General features: G+C 73.1%; 21 protein-coding genes. 7 read left to right on the forward strand and 14 right to left on the reverse strand.

The features are described from left to right. Positions 1 to 15 precede the first annotated feature (15 nt). Both ACZ6BB_RS31880 and ACZ6BB_RS31885 read left to right on the forward strand, forming a co-directional pair. Positions 16 to 918 (forward strand): ATP-grasp domain-containing protein, encoded by a 903-nt coding sequence (locus ACZ6BB_RS31880; protein WP_471618689.1) that lies wholly within the window; start codon positions 16 to 18, stop codon positions 916 to 918. Between the two features lie 137 nt (positions 919 to 1055). Next, entirely contained in the window at positions 1056 to 3455 is a 2400-nt protein-coding gene (locus ACZ6BB_RS31885; protein ID WP_471618590.1) for an ATP-binding protein, read from the forward strand. Here ACZ6BB_RS31885 and ACZ6BB_RS31890 read toward each other — a convergent pair. The 12 genes from ACZ6BB_RS31890 to pgfA form a co-directional block, all read right to left on the reverse strand. Next, a complete protein-coding gene (locus tag ACZ6BB_RS31890) occupies positions 3433 to 3840 on the reverse strand; it encodes an ATP-binding protein (RefSeq protein ID WP_471618591.1) in 408 nt (135 codons plus the stop codon). The genes ACZ6BB_RS31885 and ACZ6BB_RS31890 overlap by 23 nt on opposite strands. Beyond that, positions 3837 to 4790 carry an MEDS domain-containing protein gene (locus tag ACZ6BB_RS31895; protein WP_471618592.1) on the reverse strand — a complete coding sequence of 318 codons (954 nt, stop codon included), beginning with the start codon at positions 4788 to 4790 and terminating at the stop codon, positions 3837 to 3839. Before ACZ6BB_RS31895 ends, ACZ6BB_RS31890 begins: the two co-directional genes overlap by 4 nt. A gap of 159 nt (positions 4791 to 4949) precedes the next feature. Next, positions 4950 to 5582: a hypothetical protein gene (locus ACZ6BB_RS31900; protein ID WP_471618593.1), complete on the reverse strand. Its 633-nt coding sequence runs from the start codon at positions 5580 to 5582 to the stop codon at positions 4950 to 4952. After that, positions 5542 to 6390, reverse strand: coding sequence for an FkbM family methyltransferase (locus ACZ6BB_RS31905; protein WP_471618594.1), 849 nt, complete (start codon positions 6388 to 6390; stop codon positions 5542 to 5544). The genes ACZ6BB_RS31900 and ACZ6BB_RS31905 overlap by 41 nt, the downstream gene beginning before the upstream one ends. Further along, positions 6387 to 6650 carry a Trm112 family protein gene (locus ACZ6BB_RS31910; protein WP_471618595.1) on the reverse strand — a complete coding sequence of 88 codons (264 nt, stop codon included), beginning with the start codon at positions 6648 to 6650 and terminating at the stop codon, positions 6387 to 6389. The genes ACZ6BB_RS31905 and ACZ6BB_RS31910 overlap by 4 nt, the downstream gene beginning before the upstream one ends. Next, positions 6647 to 7564, reverse strand: a complete 918-nt coding sequence (locus ACZ6BB_RS31915) for a hypothetical protein (protein ID WP_471618690.1) — start codon at positions 7562 to 7564, stop codon at positions 6647 to 6649. Before ACZ6BB_RS31915 ends, ACZ6BB_RS31910 begins: the two co-directional genes overlap by 4 nt. 15 nt (positions 7565 to 7579) lie before the next feature. Continuing rightward, a complete protein-coding gene (locus ACZ6BB_RS31920) occupies positions 7580 to 8338 on the reverse strand; it encodes a class I SAM-dependent methyltransferase (protein ID WP_471618596.1) in 759 nt (252 codons plus the stop codon). Then, positions 8335 to 9846: a condensation protein gene (locus ACZ6BB_RS31925; RefSeq protein WP_471618597.1), complete on the reverse strand. Its 1512-nt coding sequence runs from the start codon at positions 9844 to 9846 to the stop codon at positions 8335 to 8337. The genes ACZ6BB_RS31920 and ACZ6BB_RS31925 overlap by 4 nt, the downstream gene beginning before the upstream one ends. Next, a complete protein-coding gene (locus ACZ6BB_RS31930; protein ID WP_471618691.1) occupies positions 9843 to 14309 on the reverse strand; it encodes an alpha-(1->3)-arabinofuranosyltransferase domain-containing protein in 4467 nt (1488 codons plus the stop codon). The genes ACZ6BB_RS31925 and ACZ6BB_RS31930 overlap by 4 nt, the downstream gene beginning before the upstream one ends. Then, entirely contained in the window at positions 14306 to 14986 is a 681-nt protein-coding gene (locus tag ACZ6BB_RS31935) for a class I SAM-dependent methyltransferase (protein ID WP_471618598.1), read from the reverse strand. The genes ACZ6BB_RS31930 and ACZ6BB_RS31935 overlap by 4 nt, the downstream gene beginning before the upstream one ends. 176 nt (positions 14987 to 15162) lie before the next feature. Further along, positions 15163 to 16314, reverse strand: coding sequence for a glycosyltransferase family 4 protein (locus tag ACZ6BB_RS31940; protein WP_471618599.1), 1152 nt, complete (start codon positions 16312 to 16314; stop codon positions 15163 to 15165). 329 nt (positions 16315 to 16643) lie between these two features. Next, on the reverse strand, positions 16644 to 17621 hold the full coding sequence (gene pgfA, locus ACZ6BB_RS31945; protein ID WP_471618600.1) for a cell envelope lipid trafficking protein PgfA: 978 nt from the start codon (positions 17619 to 17621) through the stop codon (positions 16644 to 16646). A 221-nt stretch (positions 17622 to 17842) separates the two neighbouring features. Here pgfA and ACZ6BB_RS31950 point away from each other — a divergent pair, with 221 nt between their 5' ends. The 4 genes from ACZ6BB_RS31950 (at position 17843) to ACZ6BB_RS31965 (ending at position 21133) form a co-directional block, all read left to right on the forward strand. Next, the gene (locus ACZ6BB_RS31950; protein WP_013003939.1) at positions 17843 to 17995 is read left to right on the forward strand and encodes a hypothetical protein; all 153 of its coding nucleotides are present in this window, start codon (positions 17843 to 17845) and stop codon (positions 17993 to 17995) included. 3 nt (positions 17996 to 17998) lie between these two features. Next, the gene (locus ACZ6BB_RS31955; RefSeq protein WP_471618601.1) at positions 17999 to 19240 is read left to right on the forward strand and encodes a PucR-like N-terminal domain-containing protein; all 1242 of its coding nucleotides are present in this window, start codon (positions 17999 to 18001) and stop codon (positions 19238 to 19240) included. A gap of 250 nt (positions 19241 to 19490) precedes the next feature. Then, the gene (locus ACZ6BB_RS31960) at positions 19491 to 20264 is read left to right on the forward strand and encodes an IclR family transcriptional regulator (protein ID WP_471618602.1); all 774 of its coding nucleotides are present in this window, start codon (positions 19491 to 19493) and stop codon (positions 20262 to 20264) included. Then, a complete protein-coding gene (locus tag ACZ6BB_RS31965) occupies positions 20261 to 21133 on the forward strand; it encodes an SMP-30/gluconolactonase/LRE family protein (RefSeq protein ID WP_471618603.1) in 873 nt (290 codons plus the stop codon). The genes ACZ6BB_RS31960 and ACZ6BB_RS31965 overlap by 4 nt, the downstream gene beginning before the upstream one ends. 53 nt (positions 21134 to 21186) lie before the next feature. Here the strand turns inward: ACZ6BB_RS31965 and ACZ6BB_RS31970 are convergent, their stop codons facing one another. Next, positions 21187 to 22251 (reverse strand): helix-turn-helix domain-containing protein, encoded by a 1065-nt coding sequence (locus tag ACZ6BB_RS31970; RefSeq protein ID WP_471618604.1) that lies wholly within the window; start codon positions 22249 to 22251, stop codon positions 21187 to 21189. A gap of 211 nt (positions 22252 to 22462) precedes the next feature. Then, on the reverse strand, positions 22463 to 25378 hold the full coding sequence (locus ACZ6BB_RS31975) for an AfsR/SARP family transcriptional regulator (protein ID WP_471618605.1): 2916 nt from the start codon (positions 25376 to 25378) through the stop codon (positions 22463 to 22465). Between the two features lie 197 nt (positions 25379 to 25575). Between ACZ6BB_RS31975 and ACZ6BB_RS31980 the strand changes: the two genes are divergently transcribed. After that, positions 25576 to 26007: a peptidase inhibitor family I36 protein gene (locus ACZ6BB_RS31980; RefSeq protein WP_471618606.1), complete on the forward strand. Its 432-nt coding sequence runs from the start codon at positions 25576 to 25578 to the stop codon at positions 26005 to 26007. Positions 26008 to 26020: the final 13 nt, after the last annotated feature.

The raw sequence follows: 26020 nt of genomic DNA on the forward strand, positions 1-26020 counted from the left end.
GTGACCGTCCGAGAAATGGAGCCGTCCGTGGCCCGCACAGCCGCCCCCCGCATCGCCGTCGCCACCTACGACCCCGGGCCGGAGACGAGCCATGACCGGGATCTGCCGGTGCTGGTGCGGGCGCTGGGGGAGGCGGGGGCCGAGGCGGCGGCCGTGCACTGGGACGACCCGGCGGCCGACTGGGCCGGGTACGACCTCGTCGTCATCCGGTCCACCTGGGACTACAGCTGGCGCGCGGCCGAGTTCGTGGCCTGGGCGGAGAAGACCGGCGAGGCCACGCGGCTCGCCAACCCGGCCGGGGTCGTGCGCTGGAACACCGACAAGCGCTACCTCGGCGACCTCGCCGCCGCCGGAGTGCCCGTCGTGCCGACGGCCTATCTCGCGCCGGGCGACCCCGTGGAGCTTCCGCGGACCCACCAGTACGTCGTCAAGCCCACCTCCGGAGCGGGCGCCCGTTTCGCCGCCCGGTACACGCCCGGCCAGTGGGACACCGCCGTACGGCATGTCGAGCGGATGCACGCCGAAGGGCTCACCGCGATGGTGCAGCCCTTCGTGACCAGCATCGACACCGAGGGGGAGCGGGCCCTGCAGTTCTTCGGGGGCCGACCGCTGCACGCCAGCCGCAAGGGCGCGGTGCTCGCGCCCGGCACGGCCTACGACGCCGACAAGATCGCCCACCCCGACCTGGTGCCCTGGACCCCGACCGAGGCCGAACTCGCCGTCGCGGAGCGGGCGTTGGCGGCCGTACCGGGGGCGCCCGAGCTGCTGTACGCGCGCGTCGACCTCGTCACCGGCGAGGACGGGCGGCCGTGCGTGATGGAGCTGGAGCTGGTCGAGCCCAACCTCTTCCTGTGGCTGCACCCGGATTCGCTGCCCCGCGTGGTCGAGGCGATCCTGGCGGCGGCGACCACCGGCTGAACCACGGCTCCCGCACCCGGACCCGCGAGCCCGCCTCACCCGAAGAGGCGGGAAATCCGCGAAGCCCACGTCCCGCCCGTGCCCGCTGCCTACCCTTCGGGGTTACAACAGCGCGTACGGGAACCACAACTGAGGGCGTGACCAGCATCGTGGGCGGATCGGAGTCGCGGCGCACTTCCGGTTTCCCGGCGGAGCTGACGAGCTTCGTGGGGCGACGGGACGAGGCCGCCGATGTCAGACGGTTGTTGTCGGCGGGCAGACTGCTGACCCTGACGGGACCGGGCGGGGTGGGCAAGACCCGGCTCGCCGGACATGTGGCGGGAGAGGTCGCCCGGGCCTTCCCGGACGGCGTGTGGCTCGTGCCCCTGGCCGCCCTGAGCGACGAGGCGTTCGTCCCGCACGCCGTGAACGACGCGCTCGGCGTGCGCAACGAGACCGTACGGCCCCCGCTGGAGATCCTCGTCGACCACCTGCGCGACCGGCGCCTGCTCATCGTGCTCGACAACTGCGAGCACCTGCTGCGCAGTTGTGCGGTCCTCGCCCAAGCCGTACTGGCGGCCACCGAGGGGGTGCGGATCCTCGCCACCAGCAGACAACGGCTCGGTCTGGCCGGGGAACAGCTCTTCGAGGTGCCGCCGTTGCCCGCCCCCGAGCCGGAGGAACTGACCCCGTCGGCGGTCGAGTCCTTCCCCGCGCTCAGGCTGTTCGCCGACCGGGCGGCGGCCGTGGTCCCCGGCTTCACCGTCGGGGAGGCGAACCAGCAGGCGGTGGCCCGGCTCTGCCGGCGCCTCGACGGGCTGCCGCTCGCCATCGAACTGGCCGCGGTCCGGGTGCGTGCCCTCGGCGTCGACCAGCTCGTCGAACGCCTCGACGACCGCTACCAGCTCCTCACCTGCGGCAGCCCCACCTCCGCGCCCCGCCACCGCACCCTGCGCTCCGCCGTCGACTGGAGCCATGAACTGTGCACCCCGCAGGAGCAGTTGGTGTGGGCGTGGCTGTCCGTGTTCGTCGGCGGATTCGATCTGGCCGCCGCCGAGGCCGTCTGCGCAGGCGAGGACGGCACCGGGGGCAGGATCGCCCCGTGCGCCGTGCTGGACGCCGTCGCGGGGCTCGTCGACAAGTCGGTGCTGGTCCGGGAGGAGCGCGCCGGGCAGGTCCGCTACCGGCTGCTGGTCTCCCTGCGCGACTACGGACTGGAGAAGCTGCACGACCTGGGCGAGGCGACCGACACCCGCCGCCGGCACCGCGACCACTTCGCGCGTCTCGGCGCCGAGTACGAGCAGGCCTGGTTCGGCCCCGACCAGGCGGAGATCACCGAACGCATCCGTATCGACCAGGACAACTTCCGTGCCGCGCTCGACTTCTGCCTCACCACCCCGGGCGAGGCCCAGCACGGGCTGCGGCTCGCCGCCGGCCTGTGGTTCCACTGGGTCGCGGGCGGCATCTGGGGCGAGGGCCGGCACTGGATGGACGGTGCCCTGCGGGCCGGGGCCCGGCCCGACGCCGGCCTGACCCGCGCCATGTGGGCGGGTGCCCTGACCTCGCTGGTGCACAGCCGCTCCGCCGCCGTCCTCGCCGGCCTGGACCCGTTACGGAGCGCTGCCGCCGCCGACGCGGAACTCCCGGTGCCCGCGCCCCCGCCCGTGCCGGCCGGCGCCCTCGTCCCGGGCCGGGCCCGCGCCTCCACCGCCTTCGTCGTCCTGACCCGCGTCGAACTGGCCTGCTCCCTCGTCAGCCGGGGCCGCGCCGCTCAGGCCATCCCGCTGTGCGCCGAGGCCGTCGCCCTGTGCGAGGCGCACGGGGAACAGTGGGCCCGCTCCTGGGCGCTGCGCACCCTCGCCCTCGCCCACTGGTCGGCCGGACAGTACGACCGCGCCGCCGAGCACGCCCGCGCCTGCCTGCGGCTCCCGTACACCGTGCGTCAGCACCAGAGCCTCGCCCGCACCCTCGACCTGCTCGCCGCCGCCGAGGCCCTGGCGGGGGACGCCGAGCGGGCGGGCGTGCTGCGCGGCGCCGTCGACCGGATCTGGCACGACATCGGCGGCAACCCCATGGACGCCCTGCGGCCCGGCCGCCCCCGCACCGCCGAGCACCACGCCCGCCGCGCCCTCGGCGACCAGACCTACACCCTGGCCCACCGCCGGGGCGGCCGCCTGACCGCGGAGCAGGCGGTGGCGTACGCGCTCGGCAGGCCGGGGAAGGGCCGGGTGCCCGGCGCGCGCGAGGGGGAGGGGCCCGCCCCGGCCCCCCGCCTGCGGGCCGCCTCGACCAGGGGCGGGGGTGCCGCCCCGGCCACCGGTTCCGTCGGCCCGTCCCCGGCCCCGGGCGCCGGGCTCGCCGACCCGGTTCCCCTCACCCGCCGTGAACTCCAGGTCGCCGCCCTCGTCGCCCAGGGCCGGACCAACAAACAGATCGCCGACCACCTGGTCATCGCCCGCCGTACCGCCGAGGGGCACGTCGAGCGCATCCTCGTGAAGCTGGGCTTCCACAACCGCAGTCAGGTCGCGGCCTGGTTCAGCGCGCGGGCGGGGCTGTAGCGGAGGCCGGCAGCGGCACGGACAGGGTGGTCGAAGTCCCCCGGCCGATGCCGCGCACCCGGACCCGGCCGGCGCCGGCACCCGGAGCCGTGATCAGCGCCTCGGCGAGCCGCGGCCCGCGCCCCGCGGTCCGCCCCGCCGCCGGGCCGGGCCCGTTCTCCGTCACCTCGCAGCACAACTCGCCGTCCTGCGCACGGAGTTCGACGACTCCGGCGCCGCCTCCATGCTCCACGGCATCCGCCGCGATCTCCACCACGGCCTGTACGAGGACGCCCCGGGCGGCGGCGCCGAGGCCGGCCCGGATGCCGGCCTCCTCGACGAGTGAGCGCAGCAGGGGGAGACGGGCCGCGTCGAACTCCGTCCGCAGCAGCGGAACCCCTCTCACCCGGCGTCTCCGAGCCCGAGCCCGCCCCCGGCCCCGCCGGCGTCCCCGTCCCCGTCCGTCTCCACGCTGACCAGCAGCTGGGGCACCTCGCCGGCACCCAGCTGCTCCAGCACCAGCCCCAGCAGCTCGCCGCAGCGCACGGTGACCTCGCTGCCGGCCGGGAGGGACGCGGCGAGGCTGATCAGCTGCCAGGCGCAGTGCGCCTCCATGAAACACAGGTCACGCAGGTCGAGGACGAGATGGCTGGGGCCGGCGTCGTCACGGCGTTCCAGTGCCTCGCGCAGGGCCTCGACGAACTCGGTCCGCGTGCTCAGCTCGGCGCTGCCGGCGATCCGCCCGCCGTCGGGGGTCTCGGTGGCCTCCAGGGAGTCGAGGCGTTCCATGACCCGCAGCGGGTGGACCTTGCCGGCACGGGCCGTCAGGTCGTCGTCGAAGTGCCGCCGGTCGTACCAGCAGATCGCGGTGAACAGCGGGTCCGCGAACAGCGGCGCCACGGACGCCTCGTAGTCGAGCAGCCGGTCGTGGCCGAGGTTCATCCGGGGCGCCCAGCTCATGTCCGCGGTGACCCGCAGCCCCGTCCAGCCCTCCTCGCAGGCGCGGTCGACCTCGGAGGCGTAGGTGTCGATCGTGCGCCGCTCGCGGAAGCGGCCGTCGGGGGCGTAGATCTCCGTGTTGCGCTTGAGCGACAGCTGACCGCCGGCCCGCGCCGCCACGACCTGACCGCTGCCCCGGTCCAGCAGGGCGACCACCTCGTCGTCGCTCAGGTCGTCCGGGTCCATGACGAGCAGGACCTTCTCCCCGCGCGCCAGGCTGGTCCGGGTGTACGCGGTGAACACCTTCCAGGGCGACTCCCCGGCCTCCTCCCGCGCCCCCGGCCCCATGCACGCGTGGTCCCCCAGCCGCAGCCGCTCGACGGGCACGGTTCGCTCCGCGGGGTGCCGGGTCGTCATGGGACCGCCCTTCCATGAGATCACCACTCGGTCGGTACGGACAGTAGGCCCAGCGGTGCCCCTCACGGCCGGATGATCGCCAATCTTCCGTTCGGGGCGCCCTGGTGAGCGATCGCGACGACATTCGACCGGCGGTACGCGTGAACTGATGAGACGTGATCAGGCGCTGTCAGGTCGCTGCGGGACGGTGGCGGTCCGCTGCAACAACCCCCACGTGAACTCCGCGACACACTCCCGCCGCGCCCCCAGCCCGTCGGGCGCCTGGAACCGCAGTCCCCACCGCGTGGGCGCCGTCCCCTCCAGCGGCCGCGCCGGCGCGAACGCCCGCGCGACCTCGTCCACCGTGCAGGACCACGGCGTCAGATCCTCCAGCGCGCGCAACGCGGGCCCGGCCGCCCCCGGAGCCCGCACCAGCCACTCGTTCCACACCGCCCCGTTCGGCGCGAGCAGCACCTCGAAGCGGAGATCGGCCCACAACGGCACCGGCCACAGCCATGCCTCGCAGTCCAGGTCGCCGATCCTCCGGGCGGTGACGGACGCCGGCGCGCCCAGGACCGACCGGTAGCGGGACGCCGAGCCCCGGGCCCGGGGCGAGCGCGCCATCGCCTGCCACCGCCGGTTCGCCTCCCGCATGTCCGCGACGGAGACGCCCAGCTCACGGCGGGCGTCCTCGACGAGTCCCGGGTTGTGGTCGGCCATGCGGCGCAGCAGGACGAGCTGGAAGTCCAGAGGGGTGAACGGACCGGAGGGCCTATCGGGGCCGGGGCGCTTCGCGGAGGACATGGGGTCCATCGTGGCCCACGGCACCGGATGCGGCCCGGCGGCCACCGGCCCGCTCACCCGGGCGGCGCCCGTCCGGCAGGAACAGCACCGAGTTGACGTACCGCCCGGCGAACGGCAGGACGCGCCGGAGCAGCCCCTGGGACGCCCGGTGCGACGTGCGCGCCTGATGGGCCTCCAGGGTGGCCGGCACGAGGGGCAGCCAGGTCCCGGCGGGCAGGACCCAGCCGGCGTAACCGAGGCCGGCCAGGAGGTCGACGACCGGGGCGATCGGCTGGATACGGGCCTCCAGTTCGACGAAGAGGGCCGGGCGGTCGCGGGCCAGGAGACCCGACGCGCCGCGCAGCACGGCCAGTTCGTTGCCGTCGACGTCGATCTTGACGAAGCCGACGTCCGTCAGGCCGAGCCCGTCGAGGGTGACGCAGTCGACGTCCAGTGCGCGGGCGTGGATGTCCCGCCGGACCAGCGAGGACACGCCGCGGCCGCCGTCGTCGCCGGACGGCAGCCAGAGACGGGCCGTGCCCGGGCCGTCCGAGGCGGCGGCCTGGACGACGCGGACGTTGGCGGGGGCCGACGCGGCGAGCAGCCGGGCCAGCCGGGGCGCGGGCTCCACGGTCACCACACGCGCGGCCCGCGCCGCCAGCCGGTGGGTCCAGGGGCCGTACCAGCCGCCGACGTCCACCGCCGTACCGCAGTCCGGCGGGCACAGGTCGCCGAGCCGGGTCAGCTCCGGTTCGAAGCGCGGGTAGACGGACCGGGCGGCCGCGGCGACCAGCCGGTCCGGGAGGAGCGGCGCCAGCCGTGCGGCGAGTGTGGTCATGAACCCGTCCTCCTCAGCAGCAGTGCGGAGAGCTTCTCGTGTTCGTCCTCGGTCACCTGCTCGCCCGAGGACGGCAGCAGCTGCGGAATGCCGTCGACGATGGGGTAACGGCGGTGCAGCCGGGGGTTGTAGAGCGACTCCGGCGCCCGGGCGTCGGAGGTGGTGGTGCCGGTCCGCTCCTCCTCGTGGACCACCAGGTGCAGCGGCCCCTTGTCCAGCGGGCACGCCAGGATCTGGAGCAACGGGTCGTCGGGATTCATGGAGGGGTCAACTCCTTGGCCGGTGAAGGGTCGTGGGGCGCCGGGGGCGCCGGGGTGTCGTGCTTGGGCATGCTCAGCAGTACGGCGACCGCCAGCACCGTGCCGGACAGCCGCAGGGCCAGCCGCAGCGGATCGTCGGGCAGCGACTCGCCGAACGACAGCGTGCCGAGCACCGCCGTGAACAGGGAGGTCACCGTCGTACAGACGGGCACGATCAGCGAGGCCCGGCAGCGCTGCAGCGCCGCCTGCGACATCACCAGGCCGAACGCGCCGGTGACGAGCAGGAGATACGGGTACGGGGAGCGCAGCAGACCCGCCACCGCGTCCCCGAACCCGCCGGTGGTCAGACGGCTCGACACGCCCTTGATCGCGAGCGAGCTGACCCCGTACAGCAGGCCCACGGCCACGCCGTACTCGACGCCCGTGGTCGGCAGCCGGTGCCGGTGCCGGGCGCGCCGTTCGGCGGACCGGTACAGCCCCACCCCCGCCGCCAGCGCGGGCAGGCAGATCGTCAGAACCAGCGCGTACGGCGCTCCGCGGCCGACGGGGTCGGCGTTCTCGTCCAACGACAGCACCACCATCAGCAGCGCGACGAGGATGGCCCCGAGGGCGTACCGCTCCCGGCCCGTGGTCCGCTCGCCGAGCAGGCGCGCCGAGAGCAGGACCAGCAGGACCAGCCCCGACACGAAGATGCCCTGGGCGGCGGCGATCGGCAGGGTCCGGTACACGGCCAGCTGGGCGGCGAACCCGGCGGCCAGCGACAGCGAACCCGCGATCCACAGCGGGCTGCCGACGACCTGCCGCAGCAGTTTCACCGGTGCGCGGACCGTCACCTGCGGCATGGCGGTGAGCGCCCGTTTCTCCAGGACGAACCCGGTGCTGTAGAGCGCGTTCGCCAGCAGGGCCGCGGCCACTCCCCACCACATCGCCTACGTCCTTCGCGCGTGCAGCAGCAGGATCGACGCCACCGACGGGACGGCGCAGGCCAGTCGGTCCAGCGGGCGCAGCGGACGCGGCACGCCGTGGAAGGCCGCCCCGCGCAGCCGTACGACCTCGAAGCCGGACGCGGCCACGAACTCCCGCAGCGCGCGGGCGGTGTAGAGCCGCAGATGGCCCACGACCTCCGTCCCCGGGCGCCCGTGGATCTGGCGCAGGCTCACCTCCGAGAACACCGGCTGGACGCCCGCGAGCAGCAGGGCGCGGTTGTACCAGGCGGCGAGATTGGGGGTCGACAGCATGAGGTGGCCGCCGGGGCGCAGGACGCGGCGGATCTCGTCGAGGGCGGCGTCCGGGTCGACCAGGTGCTCGATGACCTCGCTGAACAGGACGGCGTCGGCGGACTCCGACCGCAACGGCAGTCCGCCGTCGGTCAGTTCGCCGCGGATCGCGTACGGGATGCGGGTGCGGGCCCGTCTGAGGGCGTCCTGGGACCAGTCGACGCCGATGACGCGGTGACCGGCCAGGAGCGGGGCGGCGGTGGCGGCGGCCGTGCCGTCGCCGCAGCCGATGTCGAGGACGGTACGGGGGCCCGTCGTGGCCGCCGGGCCGAGGGCGGCGGCGAGCATGCGGGCCTGGGCGAGGCTGCGGGGGGTGCCGGAGGCGACGGGGACGGACGGGTCCTCGTAGAAGTCCCGCAGTCCCCGCACGGGCGGCTCGGCCGATGTGGTGGGCGAGGTGGCCGGTGTCACCGGGCGTCCTCCTGCGTCGCGTGCAGATAGTGCTCGAAGAGGTCCCGGAGGTGGGCTCCGTCGCCGTGGCTGAGCAGGGCGCGTGACCAGCGCAGCGCCACGTGCAGGCGGCCCGCCGTGGAGGCGGTCGTGACGGTGAGGCCGCGCGGCATGCGGGCGGGGGCCGAGAACCACACGGCGTGGGCCCGGCCGGCCTCCTCGCCGAAGTCGAGGGCGTAGGGGATGCGGCCGATGTTGCTGAGCAGGGTGGTCGACGTCCAGGGGCCCGCGGCTCTGCGCAGGCCCCGGGTGAGGGCCGCCCGCCAGGCGACGGGGACCACCGGGGCCGTCAACAGGGAGGCACCGTGCCCGAGTTGGGGCCTCGGGAGGGACTTCAGGGCGCGGGTGCGTTCGGCCGTGCGGCGCAGGAGTACGGGCAGCGGTGTGTGATCGGCGTGCAACTCGGCGTGGGAGAAGGGGACTTCGACCAGGCGGGTGCCGTTGCCTATCGCCATGTCCGTGTCCCTCGGGCGGTCGTCCACGGGCATGGTGATGCGCAGGGGGCGGGGAGGGGCGCCGTGTTCCCGGTTCCAGTGGGCGAGCGTCAAAGCAGTGGTGACCATGAGCTGGTCGTTCACGGTGTAGGGGGCGCCCTTGGGGCGGCGGGGCACGGGCAGTTCGGTGACGAGCAGGCCGTTGCCGGGTGAGGGCTCGGGGGTGCCGGCGGCGACCCGGGCGGGGCGGGCCCAGGGGGAGGGGGCGTCCGCCGGGGGCGGAGCCGGTTCGTCGGGGGTGGGGGCGGGGCGGACGGGCGGGGCCGTGGGGGCGTTGTCCTCGCCGCCGTAGAGCTGGGCAGCGGTGGCGAGGATCCGCAGACAGGCAGGGCCGTCGAGCGCGGTGTGGTTGATGGTGAGGAAGAGGACGGTGCCCTTCGGGCCTCCGGGTGCGGGGTCCTCCGGGTGCGGGTGCGGGTGCGGGTTCGGCCGCCCGGTCGGCCGGGGTGTCGCGGCGTCCGTGGTCCCCGCCGCCCGGCCCCGCCCGGCCGGGGAGCCCTCCCCCGCCCCGGCGGCCCGACCGCCCGCGGTGAGGCCGACCGCGTCGGTCGCCTCGCTGCCCACCGCGGGCCCCGCGCCCTGAACCACCTCCAGGCGGATCGGCGGCGACACCGTCAGCGGGGGCGCCTCGACCAGGGCCCGCGTCCGCGCGTCCCGCAGCGCGTGCGGGCCGGCGGGCGGGAAGGCCACCACCTCGACCTCCGGTCCCTCGGTCAGCTCCCACTCGTAGCGGCGGCTGTACCACCGCCCCGGCGCCTCCCGCATGAGGATGCGGGGGTGGGCGCGCAGGGCGGTGACGAAGGCCGTGCGGAGCCGGCCGGGGTCGAGCCGGCCGGGGAGGTGGACCTCGATGTGGACGGTCTCGGGTTCCTGTTCCTGGGCGCAGTGCCGGGACACCTCGTCGACCACCGGGAAGGGGATGCGGACGGGTCCGTGGGCGGCGTCGTCCCGCGCGGGGTGGTCCAGCGTCGTCATACGGGCTCCCCCTTGCCGGTACCCCCGCTTCCCGCGGGGCCGCCGTCCTCCGGCGGCGCCTCGGACTTCGGCGGCGCCTCGGACTTCGGCGGCACCTCGGACTTCGGCTTGGTGAACGCGATCCGCCGGGTCGGGGTGTCCGGGTCCTCCTGCGGGGAGCCCGGCCCGCGCGCCGAGATCGTCGGACCGGCCACGGACCCGCCGCCCGCGGCCCCTCCCGGGCCGCCGGGTCCGCCGTTCAGCGTCTTGTCCACCCGCCTGCGCCGCGGCAACGGTTCCGTCGGAGCCTGCGCGCCCGGCGGGACCGCGAACCGCCGCGTCGTGCCGGGCCGGTCGGGGGCGGCCTCCACTCCGGCCCCCACACTCACCAGTCCCGCGAACAGTCCGGTCAGCGCGAGGAGTTGGGCGGCATGGCCGAACGCACCCTCGCCCGCCGCGACCGGCTCACCCGCCCCGAGGGCGGCGGCGACCCCCGCGCCCGCCAGGGCGAGGAAGGCGATCGGGACGAGCAGGCTGTGCCGCTTCCGGGCGAGCAGGGCCAGCAGCGGGACGAGGAGGGCGAGGAAGCCCGCGACGACGATGCCGACGAGGGTGAGGGCGACCACGCCGAGCCAGAGACCGGGACCGGGCGGCGCCGGCTGCGGCTCGTCGGGGTTGGCCTCCCGGCGGCGCCAGAGGGCCAGCCCGATCAGGGCCGCGAGGCCCACACCGGCACCGATCAGCCCGGCCTCGTACGTCACGGACGGCTCGTAGGACAGCTTGACCGTGCCGCCCGCACCGCCGGGCACGCGCCAGCCCTGCTGCCAGCCGTCGAGCCGCACGGGGGTCAGCTCGCGGCCGCCCAGCGTGGCCTTCCAGCCGTCGTTGAAGTTCTCGTACGTCGCCAGATAGGAGGCCGCGCCGTCGCCGACGGTGACCTCGCGGCGGTCGCCGAGCCAGTCCCGTATGCCCAACTCCCGCCCGTTGACGGAGGGTTCGGCGAGCGTGCCCCGGGTGAGGGTCACGGTGCTGACCGCCAGGGCGCCCGTGTCCTCGGACTCGAAGGTGTGGCGGTCGTCCGCGCCCAGTTCCAGCGCGCCCCCGGGCTTGCCGTCCTGGCAGAGCGTCAGATCGACCGGCCGCCGCTCCGTCAGGTCCCGTACCGTCCCCCGGGCGCTCGTCTCGTACAGCGTCCCGTCGACCTCGACCGCCGGTCCCTCGCCGCACGGCAGCTCGAAGTCCCGGGTCGGGGCGGGCTGCGGGGTGCGGAACTGGTCGAGGGCCGGGACGTACGCCTCCGTCAGGCCGACCGGGAGTTGCAGGTCGTCGTCGGCGACGGGGTTGTGGACGGTCAGCGGGGCCGTCTCGGTGACGGTGATGTCGAGCCGGTCGGTGGTGATCGGGTCGAAGCGGACCCAGCCGTTCTCGTCGACAGCGGCGATGGCGGCACCGTCGGGGGAGCTGATCTCGACCTGGGTCGGCCGGGCCGACAGCCCGCCCGCCGGGGCCAGGACGAGCGAGCCGACCGGCCACTTGTCGCCCCAGCTGAGGTGGATCGTGGGGTCGTCGCCCGCGATCCACGCCGTGGTCAGGTCGCCGTCGGTCAGGTTGCGCGGCGAGAGCCCGGCCCCGAGGGAGGCCGTGGACTCGGCGCTCGCCGTGATCCGGCTCTGCTGCTCGGGGGCGGCCTTGTAGAGCAGCTTGTCGAGTGCGTCGCCCGGCACGGGTACGGCGGTGGCCTTCATCTCGTACGTCCCGGCCGCGGTGGTGCCGAAGGTGCGGTGCAGCCCCGGTTCGGTGCCCGTGGGGGAGAGGCCGGTCGGGTCGGCGGCCCGCCGCAGCGAGATCACCTCGGCGGAGGCGTCGGACTCCTTCGCGTCCGTCGGCAGCCGCAGCATCCGGGTGACCTTCACGCCGGGCAGGTCGATCTCGGAGAAGCCCGCGCCGACGAGCCCGGTGTGCCGCTCGGCAGAGTCGAGGATCGTGATCCTCAGCCAACCCGTGTCGCCGGGAGCGGCGTTGACGGTCTGCGTCGATCCGTCGGCCTTGAGGTTCGTGGAGCGTGAGCCCCGCTCGGTCTCCACCTTGATCCGGGTCGGCGCCGACCGCACCCCGTCCTGCGGCAGCGGGGTGACCTCGAAGGACGCCGGGACGTCCTGGCTGCCGTCGAAGTCGATCCGCAGCCACTGCCCGTCAGCCGACCCGGCCGCGCCCTCCGCCCAGGCGGTGCCCCGGTCGCCGTCGAAGGCGTTCACCGGGTCGTACTGCGGCAGATGGAACAGCCAGTTGCCGCTGGTCGACGCGGTCACGGATCTGGCGCCCCGCAGCTCGGCCACCGTCTGGTGGCCGAGGCCCGACACCGGCAGGATCTGCTTCGGTTGCGCGCCGGGGTCCTGCACGCTCCCGCCCGGGTTCCGCTCGTTCGCCGTGTACGTGTACGACGTGTTGGCGTTGACCAGGCCGAAGCGGGTGTCCGCCCGGCGCAGCCCGTCACCGACCACCTGCACGGCCGGGGTTCCGAGCCCGGGGTGGTTGTCGCCGGTCAGCACGGTGGCCCGGTCGCGCAGCTCCGGGTCGGCGGCCAGCGGCAGCAGCGACTCCGGGCCGCCGGAGACGACGGCCGTGTCCGCGATCGCCTTCAGTCCGGCCTGCCCGGGGCGCGGCACGTCCTCGGCCGGGCGATAGATCTCCACGGCCCGCTGCCGCGCGTACAGCCCCTCGACCTGCAGCGGGGTGCCCTCGGCGATCCGTCCGCCGGTCATCACCGGCCCGAGCCCGGTCACCCGCTCGTACCCGGACTGCTCCAGGGTCCGTTTCACGGTCGTGGTCGGCACCGCGCCGATCTGGTCGGGGTCGAGGTCGTTGCGCACGACGACGTAGTAGAGGCCCGCTCGGCTCAGGTAGTCGCCGAGTCCCGGCACTTCACCGCCCGTCAGCAGCGCCTGCTCGACGGCGTCCATCGCACGCCGGTTGCCGGGGGTGCCGAAGGGCACGTAGTCGCGCTGCGCCCAGCGGGAGCCGGCGAAGACGTCCAGGGGCTGGTCGACGGTGGTGCCCCAGGTGTGGATGCCGTGCGCGGTGGCCGGTACGACCAGGGCGCGGGAGTCCGGCGAGTACTTCTCCAGCCAGTCCGCCGTCGCCTGCCAGTACTTGGGCAGCTCCTTGAACGAACCCGGCTGCAGCACCGACCCGTTGAGGTACGGCCACAGCAGCCCCGGTACGACCAGGACGGCCGCGACCAGCGGCGCGAACCGCCGCCCCCGCACCCGCCGGGCACCCCGCACCTGCGCGGCCACGCCCACCAGGTGCGCGAGCCCGAGGACCAGCGCGAGCGCCAGCCCCGTCTGGAACTTGTAGATGTTCCGGAAGGGCACGAGCCCGGAGTTCAGCCAGTCCTGGACCACCCCGTGGAAGGGCGCCCCGAACGCGCCGCCGTACCCGGCGAGGGTGAACAGCGCGACCACCAGCACGGTCAGCACCAGCCAGCGGCGCTCGGGCATGTCCCGCCGCGCCAGTCCGGCCAGGCCCAGCCCCGCCGCCAGCGCCGACGACAGGATCACGACCACGGACGCGGCGACGGACCAGCCGGCCGGCAGCCAGGGCTCACCGAAGTTCAGATAGCCCACCCAGTTCCCGGCACCCCGCAGGGCCTCGGTGGCGGACATCGTGGCCGTCGTGGTCTGTGAACTCTCCACGTACGGAAGGAAGTTCTCCCCGTAGAAGCCGAGCAGCAGCAGTGGGACCACCCACCAGGCGGTCGCCAGCAGCACCCCCGGCACCCACCAGGCGATCAGCCCGCGCTGCCGGGGCCCCGGCGTCCGGGTGAGCAGATACAGCCCGACCGGCAGCAGCGAGGCCAGGGTCGCGGACGCGTTGACCCCGCCCATGAAGGGGATGACGAGCGCGGACCGCAGGGCCGCCACCCGGGCGCTGTACCGCTCGTTCGCCAGCGGCAGCAGGACCCACGGCAGGAACGCCCCCGGCAGCGCGGCGGCCGACGTCGACCCGACGACCGTCGTGAACACGGGCCACAGCGCGTAGGCGCCGGCGGCGAGCAGCCGCGACGCGGAGCTTCCGACGCCCAGGCGCTCGGCCAGCCGCAGCGCGCCCCAGAAGGCCACCGACACGATCAGGGACAGCCACAGCCGCTCCGCCAGCCACACCGGCAGCCCGACCAGATCGGTCAGCCCGTAGTACGGCAGCATCGGCCACAGGTAGCCGACGTACTGGTCCTGGATGCCGCCGAACCCGCCCCGGTCGTGCCACAGCTGGCCGAGGTCGGAGACGAACTGCCAGGGATCGGTGGTGACGCCGAGCTTGGTGTCGAAGGTCTGCCGCCCCGGCTGCGCCGCGACCAGCAGGACGAACACCACGGCCCAGAATCCCAGCAGCCAGCGCCGCGACCGGGGGCCCTCGGGGGGTCCCTCGGCCGTGCCCGCGGGCCGTACCGGCGCGGGGGGTGGAGCCTGGACCGTGCTCGTCATGGTGGACACCGCCGGAGGATGAGGAGGAGGTTCCAGGTGGCGAACTCACGCAGTCCCGGCGCCTTCACGACGGTCTCCGCGAGAAACGGCCAGTAGCGGGAGCGCGCCGACACGACCGTCACGTCGTCCCGGCCGCGCACCTGCCGCAGAGTGCGTCCGATGTGCACGACGAAGAGGTTCTCGCCGAGGGTGTGCTTGGCTTCCTTGCCCGTACGGCGCCGGTAGCGGGCCCGCGCCCGTTCGGCTCCCAGGTAGTGCCAGGGCGCCCATTCGTGCCCGCCCCAGGGGGACAGCCAGTTCGTGAACGACACGTAGATCAGCCCGCCGGGCCGGGTGACCCGCGCGAGTTCACTGAGGAAGGTCGGCGGATCGGCGACATGCTCCAGCACGTTGGAGGTGAAGGTGACGTCCGCGACCCCGTCGGCCAGGGGGAGGAGATACCCGTCGGCGACCACGGCCCCGTCCGGCGGTTTTGTCCCCAACTCCCGTAGGTCGGGCTCGAAGAGGTACGCCTGGGCGCCCCGCCGCCGGAACTCCTCGGTGAAGTACCCGCTGCCACCACCGACATCGACTACGGTCAGCCCCTCCACGGCCCGGCCGCCGTACGCCTCGACCTGGTCGACGGCGTCACGGGCGAGCAGGGAGTAGCAGTACGCGGGATCGTCCTGCTCGCGCATGAAGGCCCGGAAGAGGGTGAGGGAGCGCCGAAGAGAGGGATCCTTGAAACCGGGGTCGGCCGCCGCGCCCTCATGGGGGCGCGGGGCTGTGACATGTGCGGCTCCGTCGCGTGGGCGCGACACGCCACGAACGACCCGCAGTCGCCGACGGTCGGACGAGGCACCCCCTCCGGCGCTCAAGGCGACCAGCCCCGCACGGCCTCCGCCGCCACCGCCCGGAACTGCCGGACCGTGTGCCCCCACCGGTAGTGCGCGGCGCGCTCCCGCGCGGCCTTCCCCATCAGCACCCGCCGGTCGGTCGACAACGCCAGCGCGCACCACGCCGCGGCGAAGGAGGACTCCCCCCGGGCGAGCACGCCGGTCTCCCCGTCCACGACGGAGTCCCGCAGCCCGGGCACGTCGAAGGCCACCGACGGTGTCTCCCGTACGGCCGCCTCCGTGACGACCAGCCCCCACCCCTCCACGGCCGACGGATGCAGCAGCAGCCAGGCCGCGCACAGCAGCCGGTGCTTCTCCTCCTCGGACACGTGCCCGGCGAACTCGACCCCCGCCCCGGCCATCGCCCGCAGCCGGTCGCGTTCGGGTCCGTCACCGACGATCACGAGCCGTCCGCCCGTGACCGGCCGCACCCGTTCCCACAGCCGCAGCAGCAGATCGATCCGCTTGTACTCGACCAGCCGGCCCACCGCCACGAACAGCGGCTCGGCCGACCGTTCGGCACGCGGCCCCGGCTCCTCGACCCCGTTGTGCACGACCCGTATCCGGTCCCGTTCCACACCGATCGAGCGGAGCGCGGTCGCCGTCGACGAGGACACGGCGACCAGCAGGTTCCGGCGCTGCGCGGCCGTCAGCGACCAGTGTTCGAGGCGGCGGCCGAGCCGTGCGGCCGGCGCCAGCGCGCCGCCGAACCGCAACCGCCACAGATCCGTGTGCACATGGTTGACCAGGCACATCGTCGGACCGTGGTGCCAGAGCGGTGCGAGGTAGGGCATGCCGTTGCACACCTCGACCAGCAGGTCGCAGTCGCCCACCTGACGGGCGAAGGCCGATCTGGCGCGCAGATGGTGGCTCAGATCGCCGCCGGCCGACACGACCCGGTAGTCGCGGTAGGCCGCCGGGCCGCCGCACAGCAGGGTGACCTGGTGACCGAGCCGGGTCAGGCCGTCGGCGAGCCGGTCGACGAGGAGCTCGGAGCCCCCCGCCGCCGGATTACCGAGGTCACGGCGGGCGAGAAAGACGATCCGGCGCGGCTGTGGGGGGCTTGCCGACCGGTGCTGGTCAAGGTGCGGAAACACCTCGACCAGCGAGAACGGCACGTGCTGGGGCATGGGTGCTCCAACTCGTCTCGGGGTGCGGAACTCAGCGGGGAGAAGGACGTTCGCCGTGGGGGATGTTCCGGTGGGGCGGGGGGTCCGGGTGGGTCGTACGGGTTGCGCGTGCCTCGGAGGTGCTCGGACGTACGGGGATCGGGAGCAGAGGGGGCGGGAGCTGGTGGATCGGACGTACGAGGATCGGAAGTACCGGCAGATGTCCGGAGTCGCTGTGGGCGAGGTGTGGGTGGGCTGTGCTCAGGTGGGGTGGACAGTTTTCGCCCAGCGGTTCGAAGCTGCTACTCACCGGCGTGACAATTTTCGGGGTTTATTCAACTGACGCCCTGTCACATCGTGATCTCTTCCTGGGACGACTCGGGCGTATCGGGGCGCCGCCTGCCACGTGCGACCAGAACGGCACCGGCCACGGCGAGGACGAAACCGACCACAGTGGCACCGATCGGCACCGTCCGCCCCACCAGCCGCAGCAGTGCGCTGTCCTTCTCCGCCTGGTCCACCGCGAACTTCTGCGTCGCCGGGGTGAACGCGAGCTTCCGGCTGTCGAGCAGCACCGCCGCGTCCTCGGTGCCTCCCGGCGCCCGCAGCGTCCGGCGCGGCCCGGTCTGCGCGTAGAGCACGCGCCCCGTGCTCTGGTCGACGACCAGTTCGAGACCGTGGTTGGCGTACCACTCCTCGGCGAGCACCTGCGGCCGGCCCGGCTCGTCGACGAGGGCGCCGGGGACCATCCGGGTGCCGGTCTTCGTGGCCGGAACCTTCGCCGTGAACCGCAGCCCCTCGTAGCCCCGGATCTTCTTCCGGCCCTCGTAGTGGAGCGTCACCGTCGCGCCGAGCGTGTTGTCCCACCAGCGGTAGGAGCGCTTCTGCACGTCGAAGGGGAACTTCAGGTACGCCTCGCCCTCGATGTACGGCTTCTCGTCGCAGCAGTGCACGGGCCGGTTGGTCTTCCGGTCGCTGACCCAGCGGTGCGGGGAGAAGTCCAGCGCGTCGTGCGGATCGGCCGCCGGCAGCGACTTCTCGGTGTCGACCGAGGTGATCACGTCCCACACGGCGGCCCCGCTGCGCTCACTTTCGGCCACATCGCCGCGTACCCGCTGGGTGACGGTGATCTCCTGGCCCGGCACGGTCTTCACCTGCTCCACGTCGAAGACGCTGCCGGTGCCGGAGTAGACGGCGGTCGTGTCGATGTCGATCGGGTTCACGGCGGCCCTCGGCTCCACGTACCACGCGAGCAGGGGCGCGAGGACCAGCAGGAACGTGCCGAGGCCCAGCAGGACCAGTGAGAGTGGTGAAGCTGTACGGCGCATCCGGGCACTCCAGGGGGCGTTGGGAGGTGCGACTCGGGTAGGCGTGCGGAAAGTGCGACGCCTGGGGAATGTGCGCGTGCGGACGGGGGCTGGGTGTGGGGGCTGTGTATGGGCCGGGAACCGTAGGCGGAGTCTTGACGCAGTGTCAATGCATTGCTGACACTGAGTCCGCGGGGTGCCCTGGGTGGGGACGACCTGTCGACCGAGAGGCTGCCCCTGCGATGTCCAGACTGCTCGCCGCCGCACTGACCATGGCGGCCGCCGCCGCTCTCGCCGCGGGCGCCGCGTTCGGTGTCGTCGCTCTGCTCGACGCCACTCCGGACCAGCCGAACACCCCGCTCATCACCTACGAGAACGCCGGTCAGGAGCGCTGAGGGGTGACCGGAGGCCCGGGAACCGTCACCGTCCGCTCCGCCTGGCACGACGTGCCGCGACTGCAGGTGCGCGAGTTCGCCGCGATCGCCATGGCCGAGGCCCCCGCCCTCGCCGAGGAGATCCTTCGCGAGATCCGCCGCGAGTACCCCCACCTGCCCGTCGTCCTCGACGAATCCGGCGAACCGATGGCCCTCATCGGCATCCGCCGCGCGATCGAGGTCTTCGTCCAGCATCTGGAGACCGCCGAGGGCCGCCCGCGCGTGCCTCCGGGCGTCTTCCAGGAGTTCGGCCGCGGCGAGGGCCTGAACGGCCGCAGCCTGGATTCGCTGCAGGCGATCTACCGCCTCGGCGTACGCCTGGCCTGGCGCCGCTTCGCGGAGATCGGCCAGCGCGTGGAGATCCCGCCGCCCGCGATGTACGAGCTGGTCGACGCCGGATACGAGTACCTGGACGGTCTGGTGGACCAGTCGGTGCGCGGCTACGCGGAGGCGGCGGCCCGGCAGGCCGGCGAACGGCTGCGACTGCAACGCCGGCTGATGGAACTCCTGCTCGCCGAGCACCACCGGGGCGACCCGGCGGACGCGCTCACCGAACGCGCGGCCCGGATCGGCTGGACCCTCCCGGAGAAGGTCGCCGTCGGGGTCCTGTTACGGCCGGCCCGCGAGGCCATGGCCCCCGCCGTCGGCCAGGGCGTCCTGCTGGACATGGAGTACGAGCAGCCCCGCATGGTCGTCCCCGAACCCGACGCGGCGGGCCGCCCCGAACTCCTCCACCGCGCCCTGACCGGCTGGTCGGGCGCGATCGGCCCGCCGGTGCCGCTGGCCGACGCGGCGAAGTCGCTGCGCTGGGCGGAAGCCGCCGTCCGTCTCATGGAGCGCCGGCTGCTCCCCGGCGGCGAGGTCCTGCACTGCACCGAACACACCGAGGCCCTCGTCCTCCTCCAGCCCGAGGAGCTGATCGACGACCTCGCCCTGCGCTGCCTCGCCCCCCTCGCCCACTGCGGGCCCACCCATGGCCGCCGCCTCGCGGAGACCCTCCTCGCCTGGCTGGAGACCCGCGGCGGCGCCCCCGAGATCGCCGCCCGTCTGGGTGTGCACCCGCAAACCGTCCGCTATCGTCTGCGTCAGATACGCGAACTCTGGGGCGACGAGATCGACGACCCCGACCGCCGCTTCGAGCTGGAGCTGGTGCTGAGGGCGCAGCGGCTGCGGGGGGAGCTGGGGGATCCGCGCGGCCGGCGCTGACCGGGTCGTCTCCCCGGAGGCACCAGCACTCACGCACCCGCACCCGCACCCGGCAACGCACCTCACCTCACCCACCTCATCCACCCCACCCCCTGCCTCGCCCACCCCTGCTCGATCGTCCGCGGTTATTGCCCGGTCAACGCACTATGACTAGCCTGTGTTCGTCATGCCGATCGACCGTTGAAATTTCGAACACCGCCGCAGACAGATCCGACAGACAGAACCGACAGACAGAGGGAGGGAGCCGGCTGTGGGACGCCTCGTACCTGCCGTGACCCGGGCGCTCGACATATTGGAGCTCTTCCTGGACGGGGACGGCACACTCTCCGCCCCCGACATCGTGCGCAGGCTCCAACTGCCCCGCACCACCGTGCACGAGCTGGTCACCACGCTCGCCGCCCGGGGATACATCGTCCAGGTCCAGGGGCAGCCGGGACGCTACCGCCTCGGAGTCCGCCCGTACCAGCTCGGCAGCCGTTACGCCGAGCAGCTGGACCTCGCCGCCGAGGGCCAGCAGGTGGCCAGGTCCGTCGCCGAGACCTGCGACGAGACGGTGCACGTGGCGATCCTGGAGTACACGGACGTCATCTACATCGCCAAGGTCGACTCCACGCACGCCGTCCGCATGGTCTCCGCCGCGGGCCGCCGCCTCCCGGCGCACTGCACCTCCGTCGGCAAGATGCTCCTCGCCTCCCTTCCCGAGGCCGAGCTGAACGCCCGGATCCCGGACGACGCCGACCTGGTCGCCATGACCTCCAACAGCATCACCGACCCGGCCGCCCTGCGCGAGACCCTGGCCCGGATCCGTGAGCGGGGTCTCGCCGTGGAGAACCGCGAGTCCAACCCGGACGTCTCCTGCGTCGCCGCGCCGGTCCGCGACCGCACCGGCAGGGTCGTCGCCGCGATCTCCATCTCCGTGCCCATGATCCGCTGGAGCGACGAGCGCCGGATCGAGCTGGAGCAGCTCGCCGCCAAGGGCGCCGCGGAACTGTCCGAGCGCCTCGGCCACCGGAGCGTGGCATGAGCGCGAACACGGGTTACGAGGTCGCCGTACGCGAGTACGCGGCCCTCGGTGAGGGCCCCACCTGGGACGCCGACGCCCAGCGTCTGCTCTGGATCGACATCCTCGGTTCGCGCGTGTACACGTACGACCCGGCCTCGGGCCGCCGCACGGTCCTCGTGACCGAGCAGCACGTCGGCGCGGTCAAGCCCCGCGCCGGTGGCGGCCTCGTCCTGAACCTCCGTGACGGCGTCGGTCTCACCGGCGCCGACGGCACGTTCCGCTGGCTGCACCACGAGCCGGTGCCGGGCCGCCGCGCCAACGACGCCGCCGTGGCACCCGACGGCTCCCTCTTCGCCGGCACCATGCGCTACGACGAGGCCCCGGGCGGCGGCACCCTGGCCCGCTTCACGGCCGACGGGCTCACCACGACCGTGCTCGACGACGTCGCCGTCAGCAACGGCACCGGCTGGAGCCCGGACGGGCGGCTGATGTACTACATCGACTCGCCGACCCGCCGCATCGACGTCTTCGACTACACGGACACGGGCGCGGCGGAGGGCCGGCTCCCCGTGAACCGGCGCCCCTTCGTGACGATCGAGGACGGCGGCGGTTTCCCCGACGGCCTCACCGTCGACGCCGAGGGGTGTGTCTGGGTCGCCCTCTGGGAGGGCGGTGCCGTTCGCCGCTACACCCCGGACGGCACCCTGGACCGCGTGGTCCCCCTCCCCGTCCCCCGCCCCACCGCCTGTGCCTTCGGCGGCCCCGACCTCACCGACCTCTACATCACGACGGCCCGCACGGGCACGGAATCCCCGCACCCCCTGTCCGGCTCGCTGCTGGTCGTACCGGGTGCGGGCAAGGGCGTGGCCCAGCCGGCGTTCGCGGGCTGATCCCGAGGAACGGCACGGCCGTGGTCGCCCGCCGTGATGGGGGCGGCCAACCCTCACCCGCGTCGTCGACGACGGTCTCGGTGCCGCCGTGCGAGCACATAGGCGGCCGGAGTCGTCCCGTAGAACTCCTTGAAATTTCTGATGAAATGACTTGCGTCCGAGAAATTCCATCGGGCCGCGATCTCGGAGACTCCGGCAGCGCTCCCCGCCCGCATGAGGTCGTCGCGTGCGCCCTGGAGCCGGAGGCGCCGAGCGAATGACATGACGGAATCACTCGAACCGGAAAAGGAGCGGTGCAGCGTCCGGAGCGAGATGCCGAGGGCCTGGGCGATCAGTGCGGGAGAGAGGTCGGGCCTGGCGAGATTTGTTTCTATGGCATTCATCGCGGCCCGGAGCGTGGCCTCCCGGTGGTCGTTCGAGCCGGTTTCGCTTTCGCTTTCGGTCTCGATTTCGGTTTCACGGGACGTGGTCAGTATTCCCGCCAGCAGGGTGGCGCAGGAATCAAGGGCGATGCCCCGTGCCCCCGCGGATCGGTCCAGATCGCCGCAGGACTTCTCCAGCGCCTCCAAGAAGTTGACAAAGAGGCCGATCTTGGGGGATCTGGCGTCCTCTATGTGGGTGTGGTCGAGCTTCTTCGGCGATCCGATGCGTGCGGTCAGCGCATGCCGGGGTATCGAGACCATGCGAACACGCGTGGCCGGTGCACAGGAGAATCGCCATGCGGACCTGGTGTCCCGAATGCAGAGCTGCCCCGGCAGGACCGGGTATTTTCTTCCCTCCTTGCTGAAATCGAGCCTCCCCGAGACCACCAGATCCGCCACGATCGGATCTTGGTCCAGATTTCTCCCGGAAATGCCGGTCAGCGCATCGGAATGAAAACCGATCGAGAGCAGGCCGCTGAAGCGGTGACCACGCGCGGACAGCCGGAAGCCGTGGGGAGCGGGGTTGACGATGTGCAGGTGTGTGAGATGTGACAACGGGCCGGCTTTCCACTCGTGGAACAATCGGTCGGAATCTCGGATCTCCGGAGCCGCGAGATTCAATTCGATCTCGAATTCTGTGGCTCGACCACACCTCGGTGAACCAGTGGAGTGAAGGTCCGACGCCTGGTCACTCACGACGCGTCTCCTCTCGGCCGCTCGATCCGTTGCGTCGAGCGGGCTGCGCACCCGCCCGTCGTCCGATCAAGAAACCAGCCCGGTGTCCACGACCTGTTGACGGCCGCTCCACGGAGCGTTGACGTCCGTTTCCATCCCGGACCACCGGACCACACGTCGAGCGGGCCCGGCCGCCGGCATCCGGCCGACCGGGTCCCGGAGCGAGGGTCGACTACGACTCGGTGAGCACCACGCCCACCTCGGCAGAGCCACTCGGCTCGTCGAGCCGACGGAGCCGCGTGCGCAGGGACTCGGCGTCGGGATGGCCGAGCCGCTCAAGGATCTCCAGCGCCTCGGTCCACGCCGCGCGGGCCGGTTCCGGGTGGCCCGCGCTGACGTGGGTGTCCCCTAGCCGCTTGAGGGTTCCGGCTATGAACCAGGGGACGCCGCCGTGCCGGCGGTAGAGGGCGAGGGCGTCGCGGAATCCGGTGACGGCCTCGTCGTACTGGCCGAGATGATGGTGGGCGTGGCCGATGCTGTCGCAGCTGTGTGCCGCGTTGGTGTCGTCGCCGAGTTCCCGCTGCAGGGCCAGCGCCTCCCGGCAGGGGGCGAGGGCCTGTTCGTACTGGCCGAGCAGTATGTGGCACCAGCCGACCGAGTTGAGCGCGGACGCTGTCGCCGACCGGCCGCGGGTGTCGTCCGCCGTACGGCCGCCATGGGCCCGGTCCAGCACGAGGGCCCGTTGAGCGCTGCCGAGCGCGGCTTCCAGCTCACCCTGCTGCTCCGCCAACCAGGCCAGCGTGCGATGGGCCTCGGCGCAGGTTCTCATGTCGCCCGATTCGGTGAACAGTTCGACGGCCCGCTCTCCGTGAACCCGTGCCTCGCCGTTACGGTCCTGACCCGTCAGGGCGATGGCGAGACCGTGGTGGGCATGAGCCTGGGCGGCCCGGTCGCCCAGTCGGCCGGCCGCGTCCAGGGCGGTGAGGTGCAGGGCCTCATGCTCCCGCCACAGACCGCGCAGATGCAGATGGTTGGACACGGCCCAGGCGAGTTGCCAGGCGTGGACGTCGTACCGGTGGACGGCGGCGTGTTCGACGGCCGCGATCAGCACCGCGTGCTCGGCGGCGAACCAGGCCGTCGCCTTCGCCGTGTCGCCGCCGAACCCCTCGGCGCGCACGCCCTCGGCCGCGGGAGCCAGGGGGATCAGTGCCCGCGCACGGGTGGTCAACGCGGTCGCCGCACAGGCGGTGTGCAGATAGTGGTCGAACATACGGCGCCGGGCCGCCCGCACCTCGTCGCGGGGTTCGTCGGCTTCGCTCAACTCGGTGGCGTAGGCGCGCAGCAGATCGTGCAAGGTGTGGCGGCCGGGGGCGGGCTCGTCGACGAGATGGGCCTGGACCAGCTCGGCCAGCAGCTGCCTCGTGTGCGGGACGGTGAGCCCGGCCAGGCCGGCCGCGGCGGGCAGGGAGATGTCGGGGCCGGGGTGCAGGCCGAGCAGCCGGAGCAGACGGGCGGCGCCCGGGGTGAGGGAGTGGTACGACCAGGAGAAGACGGCGCGCACGTCAGCCGCGGTGTCCCCGTCACCGAACGCGTCCAGGCCGTTGGCGCTCTCGCGCAGTTCGGTCGCGATCGCGCTCAAGGAGAGGACGGACCGGGTCGCAGCCCGGGCGGCGGTGACCGCCAGGGCGAGAGGGAGGCGCGCGCAGCGGCCGATGATCTCCTCCACCGCGTCGGGTTCGGCCGCGACCCGGTCGGGCCCGAGGCGCCGGGCGAGCAGCCGACGGGCCTCCGCCACGGAGAGCACGTCGAGATGGAGGGGGTGGGCGCCGTCCAGGGCGACCAGCCCGCTCAGCCGGTTTCGGCTGGTGACGATGACCAGGCAGCCGGACGCACCGGGCAGCAGCGGCCGCACCTGCGCGGCGTCACGGGCGTTGTCCAGCAGCACCAGTACGCGTTTGCCGGTGAGCAGGGTGCGGTACAGGGCGGCGAGCGCGTCGACGTCGTCCTGCGGCAGGGCGCGCGCGTCGGCGCCCAGGGACATCAGCAGGGTGCGCAGGGCGTGTTCCGGCGGGACCGGAAGACCTACCGGGTCGAAGCCCCGGAGATTCAGGTACAGCTGGCCGTCCGGGAACCGGTCGGCGACCTGCCGTGCCCAGTGCACCGCGAAGGTGGTCTTGCCGACACCGGCCATACCCGCGATGGCGCTGACCACCACCGTGGTGCCCGGCGTCAGTCCGGCCACCTCGGCCAGTTCGGCGTCGCGGCCGACGAAGACCGGCAGCCCGGCCCGCAGTTGGGCGGGTGCGGGTGCGGGTGCGGGTGCGGGTGCGGGTGCGGGTGCGGGTGAGGGCGAGGGCGAGGGCGGGGTCGGCGGAGCGAGGAGCGCCGTGTCCGCCCGCAGCACCTGCTGGTACATCGTCTGAAGGGCAGGGCCGGGGTCGACCCCCAGCTCCTCCACGAGCAGGTTCCGCGCCTCGCGGTAGGTGGCGAGGGCTGCCGCCTGCCGCCCCGACCGGTAGAGGGCGAGCATCAGCAGCTCCCGGAACCGCTCGTCCAGCGGGTGCTCGGCGACCAGCCCGGTCAGCTCCACGGCAGCCTGTGCGGAGGCGCCCAGGTCGAGTTCCGCCGTGAGGCGGGCCGCTTCCGTGGACAGTCGCAGCTCGGCGAGCCGCTGCCGCCGGTTCCGCGCGAACTCGCCACGGACACCGGCCAGTGCCGTCCCCCGCCACAGGGCGAGCGCGTCCCGCAGCTGGTGCACCGCACCCTCGATGTCTCCCGCACGTCGCTCCTGCTCGGCCCGGTCCAGCCGCTGTCGGAAGGCGGCGAGGTCGAACTCGTCCGGCGAGACACGGAGTTGGTAGCCGTCGCCCGTGAAACGGATCACGGACGACGCGGTGTCCCCGCCGGGCTCCAGTGCCTTGCGCAGCCGGTGGACGTACGTCCGCAGGATGCCGAGAACGGAAGCGGGTGCCCTGGCTCCCCACACCGCGTCGACCAGGCCGCTCGTCGACACCTGCGAACCCTCCGCCAGCAGCAGCACGGCCAGCACCGCGCGCTGCTGGGGCGGCCCCAGCTCGATCTCGGTCCCCTCGCGCCACGCCCTGACCGGCCCCAGCACCGAGAACCGTAATCGCCCTTCCACCCGCATCCTCCTCGCGGAAATGCCCGTCCGGTACCGGCGAGCAGGTCAGTTTTCTGGTCGCCCGTGCCGAGATGGCCGCGACATCCCGCGGGGCTATGTGGCACCACAATCCCATGCGTGACGCCCAGGTTCAATACATCTCGTTTCGCTTGTAGTTGACTGCGGCTCACCGAAAGGAAATCGACAACAAGAGGAGACTTCCTATGTCCTGGACTTCCCAGCGGACGCGGACAGCGATAGTCGCTGCGACGGCGGCTCTGGCGGTCGGCGCGGCTGTGACGGACGCGTCCGCATACATCCAGAGAACAGGGAACGGGACCCCTGGTACGTGTAACGCCTTCCAGCTGTGCCTGTACCAGCACACGGTCTACAACGGCGACATGGCCGGATTCACCGGCGTGGAGGCCGCGTCCTTCAAGTGGGTTTCTCCGGTCAGTGGTAATTCCTGGACGGATACCTACATGAACGACAAGATCTCGTCCGTGGTCAACAATTCGAGCAGCGCCTTCTGCTTCTACGAGCACTGGGACCTCAAGGGTCTGACCTTCTTGATCCACGGCAACGAGGACTGGCCCTACGTCAACAGCTACATCGTGGACAAGATCAGCGCCTTCCACCCCGGAAACTGCTACTGATCGCCGACATCGA

The organism is Streptomyces sp. NPDC041108 (assembly GCF_055592645.1).